Source organism: Hymenobacter taeanensis (genome assembly GCF_013137895.1).
GTDB lineage: Bacteria > Bacteroidota > Bacteroidia > Cytophagales > Hymenobacteraceae > Hymenobacter > Hymenobacter taeanensis.
Genome location: NZ_CP053538.1, coordinates 700,522 through 721,372 on the forward strand (window position 1 = coordinate 700,522; position 20,851 = coordinate 721,372).

Genomic DNA, 20,851 nt, shown 5'->3' on the forward strand with positions numbered 1-20,851 from the left:
CGGAATTAGCCTGAGCCTCGGGCATAATACGCCTTACCATGAATATGCCGCCCTTTTCTGTACCCAACTGGATTCAGCAGCACTTGTTCTTAGACAAGGGCTTTGCCGACCTTTCTCCGGCTGAAGTAGAAGACCTGCGCACGCGCCTGAGCAAGTTCAAGCATCCCAACCCTGACGTATCGGTGGTAATACCCGCTTGGAACGAAGCCAATAATATTTACCGCACCCTCTCCACGCTAGCAGCTAATACAACTTCTTTGCGAGTAGAAATAATCGTTATCAATAATAACTCCACCGATTCAACCCAGGAAGTATTAGACACGCTGGGTGTAACCAGTTATTTTGAATCTATGCAGGGTATTACGTATGCCCGGCAGCTAGGCCTATATAAGGCGCAAGGCAAATATTTATTGTGTGCTGATGCCGATACCTTTTATCCACCAGACTGGATTGAGCTTATGACGGCGCCTATGCGCAACTCAGCCGGAATTACTGGTGTATATGGCCGCTATGCATTTTTACCATCAGAGGGAGCAAGCCGTAAGGGGCTATTTGTGTATGAAACAATTGGCAATATTTTAATTGAAATAAGGAGAAAGCACCGCGAGTTTATTAATGTGCTAGGGTTTAATATGGGGTTGATAACTCAAATAGGCCGTGAAACCGGCGGATTCAAAACCCACACCGCCCGCACATTCAATAATGCCGAGAATGTGGAAGAATCAGAGGACGGCCGAATGGCTATCCGTTTGAAAACAAGGGGGAATCTAAAACAGGTAACCGACCCCAGAGCTATTGTTTTTACTTCTAACCGAAAGCTTTTGCAGGACGGCAGCATTTTGCAAGCCTTCTTTAACCGCCTGAAGCTTCACACGAAGTATATGTCAGAATACATTACCGGGCCCGCAATTAAAGTTCAAGACTAAATTTTAAGATCGGGATAAATGCCCTGGAATGCTGCTGTGGCATTTCACAGGTGCGCTCCTTGCTTTGCATCCTCTAGCTTCCTGCTCATGCTTGTATTTTGTTTTTGGCTTTTCCTGGGCATTGTGTTTTACACCTATGTGGGGTACGGTATGCTGGTAGCCGCCTGGGCTTATGTACTTCGGAAAACGGCCACACCCAAACCCCTCTCCTCTACTTTTGAGCCGGAGGTTACCCTGGTGGTGCCCGCTTACAATGAGGCCGATATTCTGGCCGCCAAAGTGCGCAACTGCCAAGAGCTGGACTACCCCACTAATAAGCTGCAGCTGATGTTTATCACGGATGGCTCCAATGATAATTCTGGTGAGGTGCTAGCGGCCTACCCCGAGGTGCAGCACCTGCACATTCCGGAGCGGGGTGGTAAGTCGCTGGCCGAAAACCGGGCTATTCAGCACATTACCACGCCCTACGTCATCTTCACTGACTGCAACACGCTGCTAAACCCCGAGGCCGTGCGGGCCATGGTTACCCACTACCAGAACCCACGCGTGGGAGCCGTTTCCGGGGAAAAGCATGTGCTCAACGACGGCACCGCCTCCGGCTCAGGAGAAGGCCTATATTGGAAATACGAGTCGTTGCTGAAGCGCTGCGATTCTGAAATCTATAGCCTCATGGGAGCGGCCGGTGAGCTGGTATCCTTCCGGACGGAGCTGTTTGACCCCTTAGAGAAAGACGTGATCCTCGACGACTTCATTCAATCAATGCGCATTGTGGGAGCGGGTTATAAGGTGGTATACGAGCCAAAGGCCTACGCCATGGAGCCGCCATCGGCCTCGCTGAAGGAAGAGATGCGCCGTAAAGTGCGGATTTGCGCCGGTGGCTGGCAAGCCATGTCGCGTCTCACGTTCCTGCTGAACCCACTCCGGCAGCCGTTGGTCACGTTCCTGTACATCTCGCACCGGGTGTTGCGCTGGAGCCTGACCCCGGCCTTGCTGGCGCTTTTATTGCCGCTTAATGCTTACCTGGCCTACACGCACCAGGGCATCTACACGGTATTGCTGGCGCTGCAGGTGCTGTTTTACGTGGCCAGTGGCGCTGGCTGGCTAATGGCTACCCGAGGCCGCAAGGCCGGAGCGGCGCTGGTACCGCTCTATTTCACGATGATGAACGTGGCAGCCTTCCGGGGTTTCGGGCGCTTTATCCGCAACGCGCAGCCTGCCGCCTGGGATAAGGCTCAGCGGGCCGTAGCGGTTCCTACCATTACCATCTAGGCCACTCTTACCCAACTCTCTCCGTCCTCGATTTCTCCTATTCCTCCCTTTCCCTGATGACAACGGCTAGCTTCCCTGAGGTTACACTCCTGATTACCCACTACAACCGCAGCAAGTCTATTGAGCGGCTGTTACGGAACTTTACTAAGCTAGGAGTAGCCTTTGGGGATATAGTTGTCTCGGATGATGGCAGCAAGCCAGTGCACCAACAGGCGCTGCAGGAGCTGCAGAAGCAGTACCAGTTCCGGCTGATTACCACTCCCGTTAATAAGGGCCTGGGCAATAACCTCAATAAGGGGCAGGATGCCGTTACCACCCCCTACACACTGTATGTGCAGGAGGATTTTGTGCCCTCCCCGGAGTTTACGCCGCACTTCCAGGATGCCTACGCCATAATGCAGCAGGCCGCGGATATTGACATTGTGCGGTTCTACGCCTACTACGCCTACCCCTATCTGAAACCCTACGGCAAGGGGTTCTCAGAGATGCTGTATAAACCTTGGTACCTCAATACCACCAAGATTTACCACTACAGCGACCATCCGCACCTACGGCGCAGCTCTTTTATGGAGAAGTTTGGCCGCTACAAAGAGGGCATCAAGAGCGACCGAACCGAGTACCTGATGTGCCTATCGTTCATTCAGAACCACGGCAAAGGGCTGTTTTACGATAAATTCAACGACTTATTCACGCAGGAAAACTCTGAGGAAGAACCCAGCACCGTTACGCGCAGCAACTGGCGCAATAGCAACAACCTGCTAGTTGCCTGCGTCAGAATGGTGTTCCGGCAGATCAAGTACAACTACGACCTGCACCTGGGAGCTAAGGTGAAAAGTGCCTAACCTCACGGCGTATGCGTTGCAACAGCTCAGCCGTGTAGCGGGTGCCGCCCGTATCTAACCCGACCTTTTACTCTTCTGCCGCTTCACCATTTCCAGCACCTGAAGCGGCACCCTACCAATACAATGGGAAACAGCCTGACCAATAAAATTGCCTCATTCCTGAGCAACAAGCATCTGATGTCGCTTACGGGCAATATGACGGTACAGGCAATTAACATCGTGTACTTCGGCCTGCTCTTTCGCTACATGAAAGTAGAGGAGCTGGGGGCCTACGTGTTCTTTAACTCCGTTCTAGGCCTAGCCGACTCTCTACGCGCGGGCTTTGTAACTACCGCGTTTATGCGCTGGTACTGCGGTGCCGCCGCCAAGCGCGCCGCCGAGGTAATGGGCTCTACCTGGGTTATCAGCATTGCCATTACCCTGCTGTTTGGGCTGCTCAATATTGGGGCCTATCTGCTGAGCTACCCACTGGCCAACGAGGGCCTGAATCTGTTCATTAAATGGTCGGGGTTAACGCTACTGTTCATGCTGCCCTCCTTTGTGGGCATGTGTGTGCTTCAGGCCGAGCAGCGTTTTGATAAGCTGCTGTATCTGCGGTCTATGCAGCTGGGAATATCTGTACTGGGCTTGTTTGGGCTGATTTTGCTGCAGAAAGTAAATGTTACCAATGTTGTCTATACCAACTTATTCGCGGGCGCCTTCACCAGCTTTGTAACCCTCATTGCGGGGTATACCCGCTTCGGCGACATTAGGCACCGCAGCGCAGAGTGCATGAGAGAGCTAGCTCACTTCGGCAAATACAGCGTAGGCAGCCAGATCGGTGCCACGCTGTTCCGCAACTCCGATACGTTTATCATCAACTTCATGCTGGGGCCGGCGGCACTGGCCGTGTATAACCTGGCGCAGCGCTTCATGATTATCATTGAGCTGCTGGTGGGCAGCTCTATTGCCACGGCTATGCCTATGCTTTCAGTGGCCTACAACAAGCACGATAAAGCGGAACTGACAAGCATTCTGACCAAGAACGTAGGCATTCTTACCTGGGCGCTGCTGCCTATAGTGGGAGGCACTATTCTGCTGGCCGAAATTCCTATCTACATTCTGGGCGGCAGCAAGTACATCGGGACGGAGGCGGCCAACCTGCTGCGCATTTTTATGGCCATGGCCATTCTGTTCCCCATCGACCGTTTTACCGGCATCACGCTCGAGGTAATCAACAAGCCCCGCCTTAACCTCATCAAGGTGTTCATGATGCTGGCCATAAACGTAGCCGGCGACTTTGCAGGCATTTACCTGTTTAAGGGAATTTACGGAGTGGCCATTGCCAGCTTCCCCACCATACTTTCGGGCTTCTTATTCGGGTATCTGCTGCTGCGCAAAGACCTTTCACTGTCCTTAACCGATATGATGAAGGTGGGCCTAGTTGAGAGCAAAGCCATAGTTGCTAAGTTCCTGGGGGCCTTTAAGCGCGTCCAGAACGCCTAGGCCAGGGTGGATATCTGGCCTCTTTTGCTCATGCTATTTGGCGCCTGGTAGCAGCACAAATACGGGTGTTTCCGTCACCTGCAACCTCAGCTTGCCATTGGTCAGCGGTACGCGCTGTTTGTCCATGGTTTCTTTCCCGAGGGCCGGCCGGTACACCTCAGCGTAAGCGGCCTCACCCAGGTTGAGGGTGTAAGGCACCGTGCGCCCCTTCTCATCGGGCACTACCAGCACATAGGCTGAGCGCCCCTGCAGCTCATACCGGTCCACTATAGGGTCGGAGTGGAGGGTTTGCTTATAGGTGTAGCTGCCCAGGAGCTTGTTGGCCTGGCTGATGTACTGGGCCGCGGGCCGGGGCGTTTTGTCGTCGTTGAGCAGGCCCATTGAGCCAAACCGCGTTGGGTTCTGGGCATTATCATCATAAAGCTGATACAGAAACACCCGCTCCACGCCCCACCGGGCATACAGCAGTGAGGTGCGCAGTATCCAGTCGGCCTGCGTCTCCTGCACTGATTTGTTTCCGATGGCAATGGCCTTCAGGGGACTACCCTGGTTCAGATCATAACCAGTTTCGGTAATCCAGACGGGCATATTGCCGGCGTACTGGTGCGCCATCTGCACAAAGGCCTGGGCCACCTTTCCTGCTTCTGCTACCTCGGGCGCTGCACCGCGCGTGGGCTCACCTCCCTGGGAAGTGCGCGCATCGTTGGAGTAGAGATGGTAGTTAATCACGTCCCAGCAGAGGTTTACGCTCCCATCGGCATTGTACCCGCGGTGCTGCCGGCACCAGTCCACCATGCCCTTCACGTAGTCGGGGGTAGGGGCGGCCAGGCCACCCATCACCACCTGCATCTTGGGGTCAGCATTTTTCACGCCTACTCCAGGGCCCAGCGTGTTCTTGTGTCCATCATAAAACGCCGAGAGGTTGGCGGCGTATTCGGCGGCTGTTTGGTAGGCTTTGCGACCCTTCCACCACTTGTCGCGCTCGTTGTCGCACTCCATGTAGCGGATGAGGCCTAGGCCAGTCTTGACTTCGTTTACCGGGTCGGCCGTCCAGCGGGGCGGGCTGGTACTCACCTTCACCAGCTTGCGCGCCACTGCCGGGTTTCGGCCGTAGCGGGCGGCAAACTGAAACGCCATCTTGGCCTGCTCCACGTACGATGCGGGGGCCTTACGGTCTTTACCGAATGAGGCAGGCACATTTTCGGCGTCTCTTTCAGTAGCTGGGTAGGTTTCCTGCAGCCACTTGGGCAGAGTTTTCAGGCATACCAACACCTCCACGCCTTCCTGCTTGAGCCGGCTATACATGGCATCATAGTTCCAGCTGCCGTTGTGCGAGGGATTAAACGTGTAGCTATCTGGCGTGGGCTCTAGCTTTTCCCAATCGAGATAATGCCGAATGCCGCTGAAATATTTCACCCCTTTCAGCCGGGCCGGGTCTACTACCGAAGGGTTATTACCGTCCTCCAGATTCCACTCAAACGCATTCACCCCAAACATTTGCCGCAGCTTCACACCTTTTTGCATAGCCAGCGTGCTGGCGCTAGGGGCTGCCGGCACTTTGGCGGCTTTGTAGGAGCCATACAGCTCAATCTCGGTGGGATATATGCTGCCTGATGTAATAACCAGGTAGCGCGCATTACGAATAGGCTGCCCCAGCGCATAAGCTGATGGCTCACTTGGGTCGGGGCCTACCCACTGCTGGTACTCGCTGCCCGTAAATGTTGCAATTGGAATCTGCTCCCAGGCTTCGGTAATAATAGATAAGACCATGGGGGCCCCAGAGCCGGTGCCTTCTCCATCGTACATCTTCACGCTTTCAATTACAAACGACTCCCCCTTCTGCAGTGGGTAATATGCTTCATACTGATCAAGCAGCTTGCCCCACCCCCGCGAGATATTGGCGTTGGTGAGGCCATCAAACAGGGCCGGGATACCGTCGGGGGCATTTGTGAGCTGGTACCAGCGTTGCGGATCAATAGGAATTTTCCCGGCGCCCTCTACGGCTTCGTTGGTGTTGCTGGTTAATGTGGCCGGAGCTCCTACGCCGCTACTTGCCTCTTGCCCAAACAGGCGCCCCCAGCGCACTACGGCAAAGAGCACACCCCCAGCAAGGCATACGAGCACAACTATTTTCAGAAGGGTTTTGCCCATTACTGGCGGGGTGAACGAGGAGGTGGGTTTCACGGGAGCGGATGAGCGTTTTGTGCTTGTAAGCACATGCCGGCACCAAAGTACACCCTCTACTACAAACGCACGCAGTTCTGGCACGTCATCGGTGCCCACAACCATCACTGCCCCGTGGCACTCGGGCGAGTGGCCTAGCGCTACTGCATATGACTGGGGCCGTGCCCACCTCTTGCCCGGCAGCCACTCGCTGCGGGTTCTACTGTTCGCGTATGCGGCTTTCTGCTACTCAACCTTAGCGCAGCAACGTGCGCACCACAGGCAGCGCCCTATCAGCCCACTGCTGCATTTGTTTACCGGAGTAGTGAAGGCCATCGGGGGCAAACTGCGTGGGGTCGTTAGCGGCGGCGCGGGTAAGGTCGGTGATGTTGACGTAGGCCACTTTGGCTTCTTGGCACTCCTGCTGCGCTACGGCATTAAACTGGTCTATTTCGGTGCCAATGCGGGCTTGGTCGTAACCGCGGGCATAAGGCGTCTGGCCCCAATCCGGGATGGACAGTACCAGTACCCGGCCCGGGCGGTTACCAGCAAAGCGAATAGCCGTTTGCAGCAGCTCCCGAAACTCCGTGCGGTACGTCGTCAGGGGTTGTCCTCGAAACTGATTGTTTACCCCAATCAGCAAGGAAACCAGGCCGTAGGTCTGCTGAACGTTGGCAGCTTTAATGGCAGCCTGTAGCTCTGCCGTGGTCCACCCGGTGCGGGCAATGATATCCGGCTTTGCCAGCCCCTCAGCCTGGCCTAGCTGAGCCAGCTGCACACTCCAGCGGTCGGCTTCACTCACGCTTTGCCCAATGGTGTACGAGTCGCCGAGGGAGAGGAAGCTCACTGCCGCGCTCATAGGCGCCGGCGGCGTGGGCATTGTAGTACTATTACTCGGGGCCGGGTCGGAGGTATGCTGCCCGCAGCCGAAGCTGAGCAGCATGGATAGAAGCAGAAGGAAGCGCATGGGCAGGGGAGCAGTAGGCATGAGGGTAAATTATGTACGGACCAATAGCCAAAGCAGATTGAGTATAGTTCCGGGCTCCTGGTTCAGCGCTCAGCACATTCAGTAGCTAGACCACTTAAAACCAGAACCCGCCCGGCGCTTAGCACCGGGCGGGTTCTGGTTGCTTGTTTTCAGCGGGTAGCTAAACCGCAAAGTGGCCTAGCTCTGGCAGTTTAGAAGCCCTAGGCCTATAGTTAGCCAATGGCCTGCTTGAGGTCTTCTATTAGGTCTTCGGCATCCTCAATGCCTACACTCAAGCGTATCAACGAATCAGACAAGCCTGCCTTGCGGCGCTCCTCGGCCGGAATGCTGGCGTGGGTCATGGTGGCGGGGTGCCCCGAGAGGCTCTCTACACCTCCAAGGCTCTCGGCCAGCGAGAACAGCTCAAACTTCTCCAGCACCGCAATGGCATCCTCTTTCCGGTCGCCCTCGAGCACAAAGGAAATCATGCCGCCAAAGCCACGCATTTGCTTGGCTGCCACTTCATGGTTCGGATGATCGGGGAAGCCAGGCCAGTACACTTTACCTACTTTGGGGTGGCTCTTGAGGAACTCAGCTACGGCACGGCCATTCTCACAGTGGCGCTGCATGCGCACGTGCAGCGTTTTCAGGCCTCGCAGCACCAGGAAGCAATCCTGAGGACCGGGCGTACCACCGCAGGCATTCTGCAGGAAGCGCAACCGCTCGTGCAGCTCATCATCTTTCACCACAATGGCGCCCATCACCACATCAGAGTGGCCGCCCATATATTTGGTGAGCGAGTACATCACCATATCAGCGCCCAAATCAAGTGGGGTTTGCAGATACGGCGTAGAGAAGGTGTTATCCACCACCAGTAGGGCACCTACCTTTTTGGCTACTGCCGCCGCCGCTTCAATATCAATAATGTTCAGCAGCGGGTTGGTGGGCGTTTCTACCCAGATAAGCTTGGTGCGCTCATTGGCTACGGCCTCCACCTGCGTCATATCGTGCATGGATACGAAATGGAACTTGATGCCGTAATTGGCAAACACCTTCGTGAAAAGGCGGTAGCTGCCCCCATACAGGTCGTTAGTGGAAATTACTTCATCGCCGGGCTGCAGCAGCTTCACAATGCAGTCGATGGCAGCCATACCGGAGGCAAAGGCCAGGCCGTGCTTACCATTATCCAGGGCCGCCAGCGCATCCTGCAGCTGGGTGCGGGTGGGGTTGTGGGTACGGGAGTATTCAAAGCCTTTGTGGTCGCCGGGCGAGCGTTGCACATAGGTTGAGGTCTGATAGATGGGCGTCATGATGGCCCCAGTTTCGGGGTCAGGATGCACACCGGCGTGAATGGCTTTGGTTCCGAATTTCATAAGGGCGGGACGCGGGAGATTAAAGACTGGTGGATATGAAGCGCAAAGGTAAAAATGTAGGGCATGTACGTGCAGCCCCGCAGCAGCGGCCTAGGGCCCTTAGCTGTAGAAGCAGATTCGGACGCGTCTTGTTTGCGGTTCTACTGGCAGCGTCTTTCTTTAACGACAAAATTCTATTCATACTTTTCACTTTATCCGTTTGAAAAAACTCCTGTTCCTGGGGGCTTTTGTGTGCTTCCACATTGCCGCCCACACTGCCAGCACCCCTCCTGACTCTGTGGCTCTCTACTAAGCCTACGTGCAGGCCGTGCAAGACTCACTGCACTACCAGACGGGCCACGTTACGCTTCCTAACGGCGTGGGTGAAAGCAACGTCCCGAAAGGTTTTCGCTATCTTGATGTAGCCCAAAGCACTAAGGTTCTGACTAAGCTGTGGGGCAACCCTACCGCCGAAAACCTGGGCATGCTCTTCCCCGCCGACCGTGGTCCGCTGGATGAAAACAACTGGGCCTTTGTGGTGCAGTACGATGAGATGGGCTACGTGAAGGATGATGACGCCGACGATATCAACTACGACGACCTGCTCAAGGATATGCAGTCGGATTTGGTAGCGACCAACAAAGAGCGCGCTGAGGCCGGCTATGGCACTGTAACTCTGGTGGGCTGGGCTGCCAAATCATTCTACGACAAGCAGCTCAATGCCCTACACTGGGCTAAGGAGCTGAAGTTTAACGGCGAAGACGAAAACACCCTGAATTATAATGTGCGCGCCTACTAGGCCGCAAGGGAGTACTCGTGCTGAATGCGGTAGGCACACCCAACCAGCTAGCGGAAGTTCGGAGCAGTATTCCGGGGGTTATGCAGGGCGTGAGCTTCAGCAAGGGCCTCCGCTACACCGACTTCGACCCCAAACTGGGTGAAATGGCTGCGTATGGCACTGGTGGCCTGATTGCCGGTAAGGTTCTGGCGAAAGTGGGCTTCTTTGCCCTGATTCTGAAGTTTTGGAGAATTCTGCTGGCGCTGCTGGCAGCGGCCTGGACGGCCATTCGCCGCTTCTTTGGGGCCAAAAGCCCCAGGGATAAGGCTGCACAGCCAGCCCTGGCAGGCGGCCCCGCCCCCGATACTGAACCCGAAGCGTAGCCTTCGGCAGCAATATTACGTTCTTACCTTCGGGCCGGCATAACAAGCCGGCCCGATTGTTTTTGCTGCCTATGTTGTTTCTCAAGGAGCTATTTCAGAAGAACGCTTCCACCCTGCTCTCTATGTTTCTGCTCGTGGCTCTTCCCGTTTTAGGAAGCTCCTCGCTCAGCTATGTGCTCTACCGTAACCAGGCCTTATTAGAGCAACTCACGCCCGGGCAAAGCATTTTCTACTTTGTAGTTATTGCTTTTACTATGGCCTTTGCTCTTACCCCCACCACCTTTGTGGCCTTGGTTACCGGGTTTTACCTGGGGTGGCCTGGGCTGCCCGGCATGGTACTGGCCTACGCCCTGGCGGCCTTCATTGGCTACCACATTGCTGCCTCTCTCGACCATGGCAAGATGCTGCACTTTCTGCACCACTTCCCCAAAGCCGATGCCGTGATGAAAGAGCTGAAAACCCAGAGCTGGCAGCTGATCATCTTAACCCGCATTTCGCCGGTACTCCCCTTTGCGCTCATGACGTTTGTGCTGGCGGTCATGCGCGTTGATGCTCGGCGGTTTTTGGTGGCTTCCGTTATCGGGATGCTACCGCGCAGCTTGTTCTTCTACTGGCTCGGCACCAAAGCCCAGGATGTAGTTGCCCTACTCCAAGACCCCGACACCGGTACCATGGGCAAGCTCTTGGTAATAGGCTTGGTGGCCATTTCGCTGTTTGGCCTTTATTATCTCTTCAACCGCGCTTTGCAACGCACCTTAAGTAAAGACGCAGGAAAAAAATAAAAAAAATTTCCCTGAAATTCAGCACCTTGCAGTCTTTCTCTAACAGATTGAAGAGAAAATACAGCAGCTAGCTTGCACGGCCGGAAATTTACCCGCTATCTTTGCACAACCAAAACGGAGAAACGCTCCGCTAAAAGGTAAAAATGGTTGTGTAGCTCAATTGGATAGAGCATCTGACTACGAATCAGAAGGTTTAAGGTTCGACTCCTTACACGACCACTAAAAGGCCCCCAGCAACATGCTGAGGGCCTTTTTTTATTCTTTTATTGTGGTGTAACAATCGTAGAGCCTAATCTGACTTTTTAGCTAAAGGCTATATTCTATTAAGTGCCGCAAGTATCTTGTGTTCCTACACGAGTTTTATGGCATGGGGATTTATTTCGTGGCAAGTGTGTTATCAGGTACTGCCCTGCTCTTCGTAACACACCTCATGCAATTAGTTGCTTACCGCCCTGAATACCGTATCTACCTGGATACGCGCCTCAACATGCTGCTCTATGAGCAGCTAGAGGAAATGACTTTTGTAAAGCAACTCCCCTATTACTTGGGCGACTGCCAGCGAGCGTTAGAGCATATGCAGCCCGGCTTTACGGTTCTCTGCGATGTTCGGCGCACACTAGGCCCCAACGTGGATTTGCTGCCTACATTTTTGCGCAGCCACCAGCTCATGCTGGCGGCGGGCGTTGCTATTATGGCAGAGGTGTACCCGGCTGGCCCGACGCGCATGCCGGTAAGCCGCATGTTGAATCAGCTTTCTTCCTTGCCTACCCGCCAGTTTACTGACTTAGCCGCCGCTGAGAACTTCTTACAGAGCTACGGCACGTCCGTTGCCTCTTAAAAATCTGTTGCAGCCTCCTGATGTTAGCGCGTACTTGTGCTCCTTATATTATTGAGTTACTCTGAAGCTATTGTTCGCTCCTAGTAGCTGCGTCCAGTGCATTCTGGCTATAGGTTGGCAGGTCTGGGCATCAGTTCACCACCGATTTTAGTGCTTCGTCAGCCCGTTTTACACGATGACAATACACTTGGAAACGAGTATCAGTCTGTGGTCAGGAAGCCCTATAACCCAGAAAGCCTCTCCACGCAGAGGGGCTTTCTGGGTTGTAGGCAGCTAATAGGAAGCAGATGTAACTGAAAGCTGTGCCACTGACGCGCCCTTGCCTATCTTTGCACCCGCATTTGCGCGCTAACCCAACGTTTTAGGCTAGCTAGCTGTTATGAGCATGGCCCTGGGCCATTTGTTTATTCTCACTTTTCGCTGATGAATTCCATTTCCACCGATATCTGCATTATCGGGGCCGGCCCGGTGGGGCTGTTCGCCGTATTTGAAGCCGGATTGTTGAAGCTGCGCTGCCACGTGGTAGATGCGCTGCCCCAGGTGGGCGGTCAGCTCTCTGAGATATACCCGAAGAAGCCTATTTATGATATTCCGGGTTTTCCGGAAGTGCTGGCCGGTGATTTGGTAAGCAACCTGATGCGCCAGATTGAGCCCTTTCATCCTACGTTTACGCTAGGTGAGCGGGTAGAGCGCTTTGCCAAGCTCGAGGATGGCTCCTTTCAACTGTTTACTACTGATGGCACCGAGATTCTGTGCAAGGCTATTGCTATTGCAGGTGGCCTAGGCTCGTTTGAGCCCCGCAAGCCGGCCATCGAAAACCTGGAGAACTATGAGAGCGGCAAGGGTGTGTACTACATGGTGCGCGACCCCGAGACGTTCCGTGATAAGCGCTTGGTAATTGCCGGCGGCGGCGACTCAGCCCTCGACTGGACTATTTTCCTGGCTGACGTAGCGAAAGAGGTAACCCTGGTACACCGGGGCACCACCTTCCGCGGCGCCGCCGACTCAGCCGAGAAAGTAAAGCATCTGCATGATGCCGGCAAAGTTCGCCTGGTGCTTTCTTCCAACGTTACGCACGTACACGGCCCCGAGCAACTGGAAGCCGTAACTATCACGCCTAACAGTGGCGAGCCGGAAACGCTGCACGTAGATAGCTTTATCCCGCTGTTTGGCCTTACCCCCAAACTGGGTCCAATTGGTGAGTGGGGCTTGGAGCTGGAAGATGATGCCGTGAAAGTGAATACCGTTGACTACTCTACTTCAGAGCCAGGTATTTTTGCTATCGGCGACATCAACACGTACCCCGGTAAGCTGAAACTCATTCTCTGCGGCTTCCATGAGGCGGCCTTAATGTGCCAAGGTGCCTTCAAATACATCAACCCCGATAAAAAGTACGTGCTCAAGTACACTACGGTAAACGGGGTGCCTACCTTGTAATTCAATTGCCGGTTGCCAGTTGCCAGTTCAGGCTGCACCAACTGGCAACTGGTAACCGGTAACTGATAACTTATGACTGACGAAGTACGCGTATATGTAGAAGAGGCGCCCGGTCATCGGCGCGAGGTAGTAGCGCCCACCGACATGGGCCTGAGCCTGATGGAAGTGCTGAAAGCATCGGGTTACGATATTCAGGCTACCTGCGGCGGTATGGCTTTGTGTGGCACGTGTCACATTGAAGTGCTGGCTGGCCCGGCCCTCGATGAGCCTTCGGATGAGGAACTGTATATGTTGGAAAGCCTGCCCGTAATGAGCCAGGGCAGCCGCCTCTCCTGCCAGGTACGCGTTACGCCGCGCCTCGATGGTTTGGTGCTGCGCCTAATGCCCCAACAGGCCTAGCGTTACTCTGCCGAAGCTACAGCTCTTAAACGTCATAAAAGCCAACGGGCCCACTTTGCAGAAGGTGGGCCCGTTGGCTTTTATATACCCCAGGGGGCCTAGCGCCGACGACGGGTGCTGGTTTTGGCGCTGGTAGTTTTCTTTTTGGCCGAGCTGCTGGGTTTGCGCTTTGAGCTACTGCTGCTCCTGTGCGACGAACTGGTTCTGTGCGTGCTATGGCTCGTGCGGTGAGAGGAGGTTGTAGGGCGGTGATAAGCAGGTTTGGCCTCTGCTTCTTCAGGCTTAGGAGCCTCAACTGCTTCTAGGGCACGGGCTGCAGTTTCTACGGCCGGCTGGGTAGTAGCTTCTTCATGGGCTGCGGCGCGCAGAGCAGCCGCCTGCTTGCGCCGCACGGGCATCAAAAAGTCGCGCTCGGCTCGCTCTTGGGCTGAGAGCTTTTCTTCCCCAGGTAAAGCCGTGGGGGTAACGGTAGCAGAAACCGAAGGCTGTTTTTCGCCTTGAGCCAGCACCGGAACGCTGCCCAACAGCAGCCCGGCCATCAACACATATAGCTTACGCATCATCATCATTCTGAAATAGAAAGGCTGCAAAGGTACGGCTCATAACCGTCAGACTCAACCCTAAGTTATTTCGACCGTGCCCAATGTGCCCTTCGTCTGCTGAATAAGGGTGTTTACCTTCAAAATAGCGTTGTCATCTCTTTACAGAATGAAACTTGGCCTTAGTTTATTTCCTCTCGGAAAACTTACTTGGCACACATGCATACTGCACCTGGCCTGGCTTATGGCTGCGGGGTAATCTGTACCCGGGTGCCCGCGGAATTGGCGGAAAACTCGGGGGCGTATAGGCACTGCAGTTGCGAGAGGCCACCACTGAAATTGCCGCTCTGGGCGGCCCGCAACCGATACTCAAACGTGTGCGTGCCTTTGGGGAAATAGCTCATGAAAAAGTTAGTGGCCGCATCGCGGGGGCTTTCATAATAGCCTAGGCCACCCTGGTAGCGGTAGCCAGAGGTTTGGCCGATAAGCTCCAGCCCCGCCGCGCGCTGGTCTTTGAGATGCACGTATTCCAGATCCCGGTCGGAGCGCAGCACGAGGCGCACCACCAGTACATCACCCACGCGCAGGGGCGTGGCGGTGGTTATGGGCTGAAGCACGGGGCCGCCGGCGGTGCGCTGCTCACGGTAGAGCTGGCGCTCCAGGCGCAGGGACGTGGCGGCAGGTGTAATCTTATCTATCTGCTCAAAATACTGCCAATACAGTGCTCCCCAGGCCACTCCGGCATCCGTTTTCTTTACCGTCACGTTACCTTGGGCGGGCTGTACATCGGCGGCAGCCCAGGTGGTTTTGAAGTAGCCAGTACCTGCCTGGAGCGCGGGTGGCGTAACGGACTTCCCTCCTACCGTTACCTGAATGGGCTGGGTGGGTTGCAGCCAGTCGGAGCCGCGCAGCAGCAGGGCGTAGCACGCATCAGCAGTAGCGCGGGTACTTTCCCAATTCTGAGTTTGCTTCTGCTTGAGTAGCCACAGCTTCATTTCATCCGCTGACTTCTGGTCGTTCTGCACCTCATCGTAGGCCTCTATGAGGGTGGCTTGGGTTTCGGTGGGGGCTTCTTGCCAATAGTATCCGCCGCGCACTTCTTTCCAGTACATACCTAGCTCCGCGGAGTGAAGAGCGTTTTCGCTGAGGGCCTGCATGATCATACGCACCGCCGCGGGCTGCGTCTTGTACCGATGCAGGCCTAGGGCCAGTTGGGCCTGTAAGTAGCGCGTCTGGGCTTGCCAATAGGCCGCCGCTTGCTGCTGATAATAAGTCAGGGCCGGTTGGGTGGCTTTAGGCACCTCTATAGATACCCAAAAGCTGCGGGCATACAAGGCTTGCACCTGTAGCGCCGATAAGTGGTTCTGCTTCAACTCAACCTTGGGCTGCTTGCGCAAGCTGGTGTAGTCGCGCTCTAGCTGCGCATCTAAGTAGCCTAGCGCCCTACTCAGCATTTCGCGGGCTTCCTGGTTGCTGTTGGCATCAAAGGCCCCTAGCTTTTTCAGCTTACCGAAGCCTGCCACAATGAGCTGAGTGATGTACCGGTCGTCGGGCATATGCTCAAACCATGGGAAGGCGCCGTTGGGCTGCTGCATTTTGGCCAGCTTAGTGAGGGCACGTGCCGTTTCGGTCTGGAGGCGGGGCTCATCGAACAGCTCCGTGAGGCGGCGCATCCGCTCGGTATCTGTTTGGGCATCGCGCACCCAGGGCGTTTCCTGGAGCAGCAGGTTTTTCAGCTCCTGGTTTTGCTCCAGCTTGCTGGTAAGGGTGGTTTTGTCGCCGGCCTGAGCCGCGCGGCTCCACTCCGCCAGCATAGTTTTGAGGCGCGGGTTGCTCTGCAGAATTTTGGCTGCCAGCAGATTAGCGTAGAGGCGGCTAAAAACCTGCTCGGAGCATTCGTATGGGTACTCCATCAGGTAGGGCAGGGCCTGCACGGCGTACCAGGCCGGGTTCTGGGTCATCTCCAGCGTTAATGAGTAGTTGCGGCGCGTGGCAGAGGTAGTGCTGGTAAGCTTCTTGAGCTCAAACTCTCGCGTAGCTGGCCCCACAATGGGCAGCGGCAGGCTTTCCGTAATCAGCAGACGGTTGGGTAACACTGGCAGCGTGTTTTCCTCACCATCAGATACGGTAGCTAGTTCAGCGTTGCCGGTGGCCTGTTTGTTCTGACGGCGTTGCTGACGCTTCTCTTTGCCTGATAACTGAAGGCTGGTAATTGGCATCTGCGTGGCCTGTGCCACCACCCGATAGGTTATGGCTTCTAGCGGCATCTGGCCTTCGGCAGTTTCAGGAATGGTTAGCTCCCAGCCTAGGCCAATGCTTTGGTTGGCTTTGAGGTCGAATTTAACCTGACCGGCGCTTTTCAACAGCCTGGTGTCGAGCGGCTGTTGGGTGCGGGCGTCAATGAGGAAAAGCTGAGCCGTACCACTCATGGGTTGGCTGGTAAGGTTGCTGAGCTTGGCGGTGAAACGCAGCTGGTCGCCTTCGCGGAAGAAGCGCGGCGCATTAGCGGTTACCTGGAGCTGCTTCTGCGTCACCAGCTCGCGGGCCAGTAGTCCACTGTGCAGCTGTTGGTCGTGGCCTAGGGCCAACAACTGCCAGCGCGTCACGGCTTCGGGCATCTGGAACTCCAGCACGGTTTCACCCTGGGCATTGGTGCGCAGCGCGGGCATCCAGAAAGCCGTTTCGCGGAAATCGGTGCGGGCTTGCACAGTGGAAAGGTCAGGCTTATTGGCCTTTTGCCCACTACCTTGACTCATAACAGAATCAGAGTAGGCCTTCACTTCCTCATCTTTCTTGATAACGGGAGGCGTAAAGCGTACTGCAGACATTTTGCGAGAAGCCACAGGACTTGCCATGGCCGCCGATGATTCTAGGCCAGATAAATCAGCCGGATTGTCCGTGTTATCCTTACCTGCCTGAGATGAAACGACCTTGTCTTTCAAATCACTTTGGTCAGGAATTTCATCCTGCCCCTGATAGCCCCACATATTCAGGTGGGGATAAAGGATTTCAGAAATCCCCTCCCCCACATACTGGGGGTTGAAGAGCCCATCAGATTCCTTTGTCTCAAACTGCCCCTGCCAAGCCAGCACGGCTGGATAGTAGGGTTTCGAGAACTCCAGCTCGGTGAATGAATGAGACCGAAAAACATCCAACGACTTATCGTAGAGAGTAGCCAGTAGTTCTGCTTGCGCAGGTTGGCCGCCGGTTTGGTGGATGGTAACGCGCCAGGATTCCTTCTGGCCAGGCTGCAGCTTGTCGCGGAAGGTGGCGATGCTAAGTATCAATGGCGCGGGTGGTGTGGCTACCTGTACGGTAGCTGTATGCAGGTAAAGCCGATTATCGTGCACCTGCGTGAGGTGAACGTATAGCTGATTACCATCCAGAGTGGCGGGAACGGAAATTTCTACTACGCGCTGCTCCCCGGCAGTCAGCGTCAGCCACTCCCGGCGCAGGGTTTCGCCCTTGGCTTCGGCTTGTACCAGAATACGGGCCCCAGCTTCGGAGCTGCCGATCAGAAAGCGCGCCACCTGGCCGGGGACCACGCTATCCTGCAAACTCACGAACCAGTCGGGCGTGGGCACAGGCAGCTCCTTTACGGTGGCCGAGTACAACGTAAACCGCACTTCAGCTTTGACCTGCGGTCCGTTGTTAACGGGCGGAGCCGTGGCTTCTAGCACATACCGGCCGGGCTCCTGCTGGCCTAGCGCGGTTCGTAGGCCAGTTAGCCCTGTAGTTTTCTCAGTGTCGAAGGCTTGTTCCAGCACTAGCGTGCGAGCCCAGGTACTGTCGTTATCTTCTTGGCCATAGGCATCGAGCGGAAACTGACGCTTGAACTCAGCGCGGCTGAGAGCTTCACGCTCGGGCCGCTCCCAGGTGCGCGGGCGCAGGCCAGTAGCGGGTGGCGTGAGGCGGTAAAGTTTTAACTGGCCGCGGGCGGGCAGGGCTTCGCCGGTGGCGTTGGTACTGAGCAAGCGTAGCGTGGGCAGTTGTTCGCGGTTGAGCAGACTCGGTAGTTCCAAGCGTAACGTTAAGGCATCGGTACCCAAGTTCACCCGTTGCTCGCCGGTGCGGGTTTCGCCGGCCGCATCTGTCACGTCGGCCGTCACCTCAAACACATAGCCAGGAAGCCAGGGCCCACGCTTCGACTGGCCTAGGGCCTCTCCTTTCGCCGTGAAGGTGACGCTGAAGCTGCCCGCCGAGTCAGTTTGGGCGGTACCATTGAGAATTTCTAGCTCGGGCTGACCTCCGCCGTAGCCGCGTCCAAACAACGGCCAGAACGTGCGGCGCACCACGCGGTACTGCACGGTGGCGCCATCAATGGGCTGGCCGGCGTAGGCCACTGCCTTGCCGCGCACAGTCACAGACTGGCCTAGCACGGGCGTACCCTTCACGGGTTCAAACGTTACCAGGAACGTGGGCCGCTTATAGTCCTCCACCGCGAAGCTCACGTTGCCGTCGTCTGTCTGCAGACTCATTTCGCCGTTTAGTAGGGCAGTTGGGAGCACCAGAGAGCCGTGGAAGGAACCGAAGTCAGAGGTAGTGAAGGGCAGCGTTTGCACCGTCTGGCCGTTTACGTCCACGAGGCGCACCGATACAGCCTGCTTGGTGAGCAATTGCGACTTACCAGCACGGGTTTCGGTCAGGATACCCTTAAAATAAAGGGTTTGGCCCGGCCGGTAAATGGCGCGGTCGGTATAGAGAAACGTGCGCCGCTGGGGCTGCTCTTGGTCGCGGTTAATGCGGCGCGGGCCATAGTAGCCATTGGTTTCAGCCAGTAGTGAATCGGGGCCTTTTGTTAGCAGGACCGCGCGAAGAGCCGTGTTCTCACCAGTGGTGAGGCCTAGCGAAATTTCTACCTGGCCTTCCGCGGAAGTAGTCAACGGCTTGCCCCGCCTCTGTTCGTAGCGGCGGGTAGTCTGGTTGTAATATTGAAAGAACGGTAGTACTTGCACGCCGGCCAACGCTTGCCCGCTCTGCCGGTGCAGCACCAGCACTTCCGGGCCATTGGTGGTGGCCGCGTTACGGCGTACCCGGCTTAGCTCACTTACCGAGAGGTTAGAGTAGACCGTTGTTGTTCCCGCGTGCTCCTTGGTAGGAGTATCTGCGGCGGTACTTATAACCACCAGGTACTGGCCTAGCGGCAATGCCGGCCCGGCCTGCTGTACTGAGTGCGCCTCGTAGTCAGTAGGGCCAGGCACGGTTAGGGTCCAGGAGGCAACGGGCGCGGCGGCTAGGGCGCGGGCGTAAGTTTTGCGGAAGCTGCCGGCTGTTCCATCAGTTACGCGGGTACTTTCCAATTGGCGTAGGGCCTGGGCAGTGGTAAGGCGGTACACCTTGGCGTAGAGCTTGGGCGCATTGCGCACATCGAGTTTTAGTAGCCACGGCTGATTGGGCAGCACCACTTCCTCAGCAATAAAGCTGACTTGTACCTGCTCAATACGCTGCCGTAGCGCCCGCGCCAGCTGTGCTCCTCTCGACTTTAGGAAGCGCTTTTCTGCTTCCAGCGCTAACTCACGGGCTTTGGCGGGTTGGCTTTGCTCCCAGGACTCTGCCTGCGCCACTATGAACTCGGCACTGATGGGCAGCGCCCCGAACGTTTCAGCAGCGCGGGCTAGCGCCCGCCGGTATAGGGAGTCGGCGGTAGCCATGGTAGCATACTGCTTCACGAAACGCAGACGCTGCAGCTCCACATCGGCCAGGGCCGCTTGGTTCTTGGCATCGGCCAGTCGGAACTGCGTGAGCTGCTGTAAGGCGCGCAGCGCATGAAACCGCCCGTTTAATGAGTCGGCGACAGGAGCTGTTAGCTTTAGGCGCGCAAACTCTTCGGCTGGAGCAAATAAGGCTGGGCGCGTTAGCTCAAACTGATCTACTGGGTGCGTAATGTAGAATTCTTCATTCTGAAGACCCTCAATGGCCCGGTGCACCAGCAGGTCGTACAGGGTGGGGCGTAGGGCCCGCCCTTCGGCGTCGCCGCCCCGCACGGCATAGCCTAGTGCCGCTAGCTTCAGCTGCTGCTGGCGCTGCGGCGCATCGGTGAGGGAGACGCGATAATGCTGCACTACGGCGCTGCCGAGACGGGCAGCATCCCAGGTGCGGATGTCGTTGGTGCTGGCAGGAGCTGAGGTGGGGGCGATGCGAGTGCGGTCGTAGAGCTCGTACCGGTTCTGCTGGTAATAAGTGGCGTAAAGTTGGCCTAGCAGGCTGTGCAGGATAGGCCTAGCCGGAAATTGGGCCGTTTTCAGGTCGGCTTCTACTAACGCAATGGCCTTTGCATCGGCATCCTCTTCCTTGGCTTCCAGCAGGCGCAGCTTGTAGAGCAAAGCCCGCAGGTATTCTGGGGTGTCTTGCCGCTTTCGGGCAGCTTGGTAAATGGGCTCCAATAATTTGCTGGCGGAAGTGGTCTGGTCTTTGGCCAAGAGCTGATCAATCTTCTTCCAGGTAGCGGCATTATCACCGCCGCCTTTGCCAGGTGGGGTAGTTTGGGAAGAGCCAGTAGAGAATAACATTAGCAGGAGCAGTAAGCTAAACAGGAAGGAGCGCATAGGCATGGAGCAGATAACGGAAGCAAGTTGATAAAAAGTAGATGCCTCGTTCAGCTTGATTCCATAATGCAGGCAATAAAAACTTGCTCACTGCCTCAAAATCAGATGCGAAATCTATGGTTGCTTCTTGCCGGCCAGCGCTTATA

General features: G+C 55.9%; 15 protein-coding genes and 1 tRNA gene. 11 read left to right on the top strand and 5 right to left on the bottom strand.

Going from position 1 to position 20,851, the window contains the following annotated elements; genetic code table 11:
• Window positions 1–38: 38 nt before the first annotated feature.
• The 4 genes from HMJ29_RS02940 to HMJ29_RS02955 all read left to right on the top strand — a co-directional run bounded on the left by HMJ29_RS02940 (window position 39) and on the right by HMJ29_RS02955 (window position 4,522).
• Window positions 39–926, top strand: coding sequence for a glycosyltransferase family 2 protein (locus HMJ29_RS02940; RefSeq protein WP_244678737.1), 888 nt, complete (start codon window positions 39–41; stop codon window positions 924–926).
• An 87-nt stretch (window positions 927–1,013) separates the two neighbouring features.
• Complete coding sequence (locus HMJ29_RS02945) at window positions 1,014–2,195, top strand: glycosyltransferase family 2 protein (RefSeq protein WP_171590086.1); 1,182 nt, start codon at window positions 1,014–1,016, stop codon at window positions 2,193–2,195.
• A gap of 56 nt (window positions 2,196–2,251) precedes the next feature.
• Complete coding sequence (locus HMJ29_RS02950; protein ID WP_171590087.1) at window positions 2,252–3,037, top strand: glycosyltransferase; 786 nt, start codon at window positions 2,252–2,254, stop codon at window positions 3,035–3,037.
• Window positions 3,038–3,160: 123 nt separating this feature from the next.
• The gene (locus tag HMJ29_RS02955; protein ID WP_171590088.1) at window positions 3,161–4,522 is read left to right on the top strand and encodes a lipopolysaccharide biosynthesis protein; all 1,362 of its coding nucleotides are present in this window, start codon (window positions 3,161–3,163) and stop codon (window positions 4,520–4,522) included.
• Window positions 4,523–4,555: 33 nt separating this feature from the next.
• Here the strand turns inward: HMJ29_RS02955 and HMJ29_RS02960 are convergent, their stop codons facing one another.
• The 3 genes from HMJ29_RS02960 to HMJ29_RS02970 form a co-directional block, all read right to left on the bottom strand.
• Window positions 4,556–6,706: a beta-galactosidase gene (locus tag HMJ29_RS02960; RefSeq protein ID WP_171590089.1), complete on the bottom strand. Its 2,151-nt coding sequence runs from the start codon at window positions 6,704–6,706 to the stop codon at window positions 4,556–4,558.
• 235 nt (window positions 6,707–6,941) lie between these two features.
• Window positions 6,942–7,673, bottom strand: a complete 732-nt coding sequence (locus HMJ29_RS02965) for an SGNH/GDSL hydrolase family protein (RefSeq protein WP_244678738.1) — start codon at window positions 7,671–7,673, stop codon at window positions 6,942–6,944.
• 212 nt (window positions 7,674–7,885) lie between these two features.
• The gene (locus HMJ29_RS02970) at window positions 7,886–9,025 is read right to left on the bottom strand and encodes a cystathionine gamma-synthase (protein ID WP_171590090.1); all 1,140 of its coding nucleotides are present in this window, start codon (window positions 9,023–9,025) and stop codon (window positions 7,886–7,888) included.
• A gap of 307 nt (window positions 9,026–9,332) precedes the next feature.
• Here HMJ29_RS02970 and HMJ29_RS02975 point away from each other — a divergent pair, with 307 nt between their 5' ends.
• The 7 genes from HMJ29_RS02975 (at window position 9,333) to HMJ29_RS03005 (ending at window position 13,621) form a co-directional block, all read left to right on the top strand.
• Window positions 9,333–9,803 (top strand): DUF2167 domain-containing protein, encoded by a 471-nt coding sequence (locus HMJ29_RS02975; protein WP_171590091.1) that lies wholly within the window; start codon window positions 9,333–9,335, stop codon window positions 9,801–9,803.
• A gap of 17 nt (window positions 9,804–9,820) precedes the next feature.
• On the top strand, window positions 9,821–10,165 hold the full coding sequence (locus HMJ29_RS02980; protein ID WP_171590092.1) for a DUF2167 domain-containing protein: 345 nt from the start codon (window positions 9,821–9,823) through the stop codon (window positions 10,163–10,165).
• Window positions 10,166–10,236: 71 nt separating this feature from the next.
• On the top strand, window positions 10,237–10,947 hold the full coding sequence (locus HMJ29_RS02985; RefSeq protein WP_171590093.1) for a TVP38/TMEM64 family protein: 711 nt from the start codon (window positions 10,237–10,239) through the stop codon (window positions 10,945–10,947).
• A gap of 145 nt (window positions 10,948–11,092) precedes the next feature.
• Window positions 11,093–11,166, top strand: a tRNA-Arg gene (locus HMJ29_RS02990).
• Window positions 11,167–11,377: 211 nt separating this feature from the next.
• Complete coding sequence (locus HMJ29_RS02995) at window positions 11,378–11,785, top strand: hypothetical protein (RefSeq protein ID WP_171590094.1); 408 nt, start codon at window positions 11,378–11,380, stop codon at window positions 11,783–11,785.
• Window positions 11,786–12,208: 423 nt separating this feature from the next.
• Window positions 12,209–13,222, top strand: a complete 1,014-nt coding sequence (locus HMJ29_RS03000) for an NAD(P)/FAD-dependent oxidoreductase (RefSeq protein ID WP_171590095.1) — start codon at window positions 12,209–12,211, stop codon at window positions 13,220–13,222.
• A 72-nt stretch (window positions 13,223–13,294) separates the two neighbouring features.
• Entirely contained in the window at window positions 13,295–13,621 is a 327-nt protein-coding gene (locus HMJ29_RS03005; RefSeq protein WP_171590096.1) for a 2Fe-2S iron-sulfur cluster-binding protein, read from the top strand.
• A 98-nt stretch (window positions 13,622–13,719) separates the two neighbouring features.
• Here the strand turns inward: HMJ29_RS03005 and HMJ29_RS03010 are convergent, their stop codons facing one another.
• Complete coding sequence (locus HMJ29_RS03010; protein ID WP_171590097.1) at window positions 13,720–14,190, bottom strand: DUF1373 domain-containing protein; 471 nt, start codon at window positions 14,188–14,190, stop codon at window positions 13,720–13,722.
• Window positions 14,191–14,402: 212 nt separating this feature from the next.
• A complete protein-coding gene (locus HMJ29_RS03015; protein WP_171590098.1) occupies window positions 14,403–20,705 on the bottom strand; it encodes an alpha-2-macroglobulin family protein in 6,303 nt (2,100 codons plus the stop codon).
• Window positions 20,706–20,851: the final 146 nt, after the last annotated feature.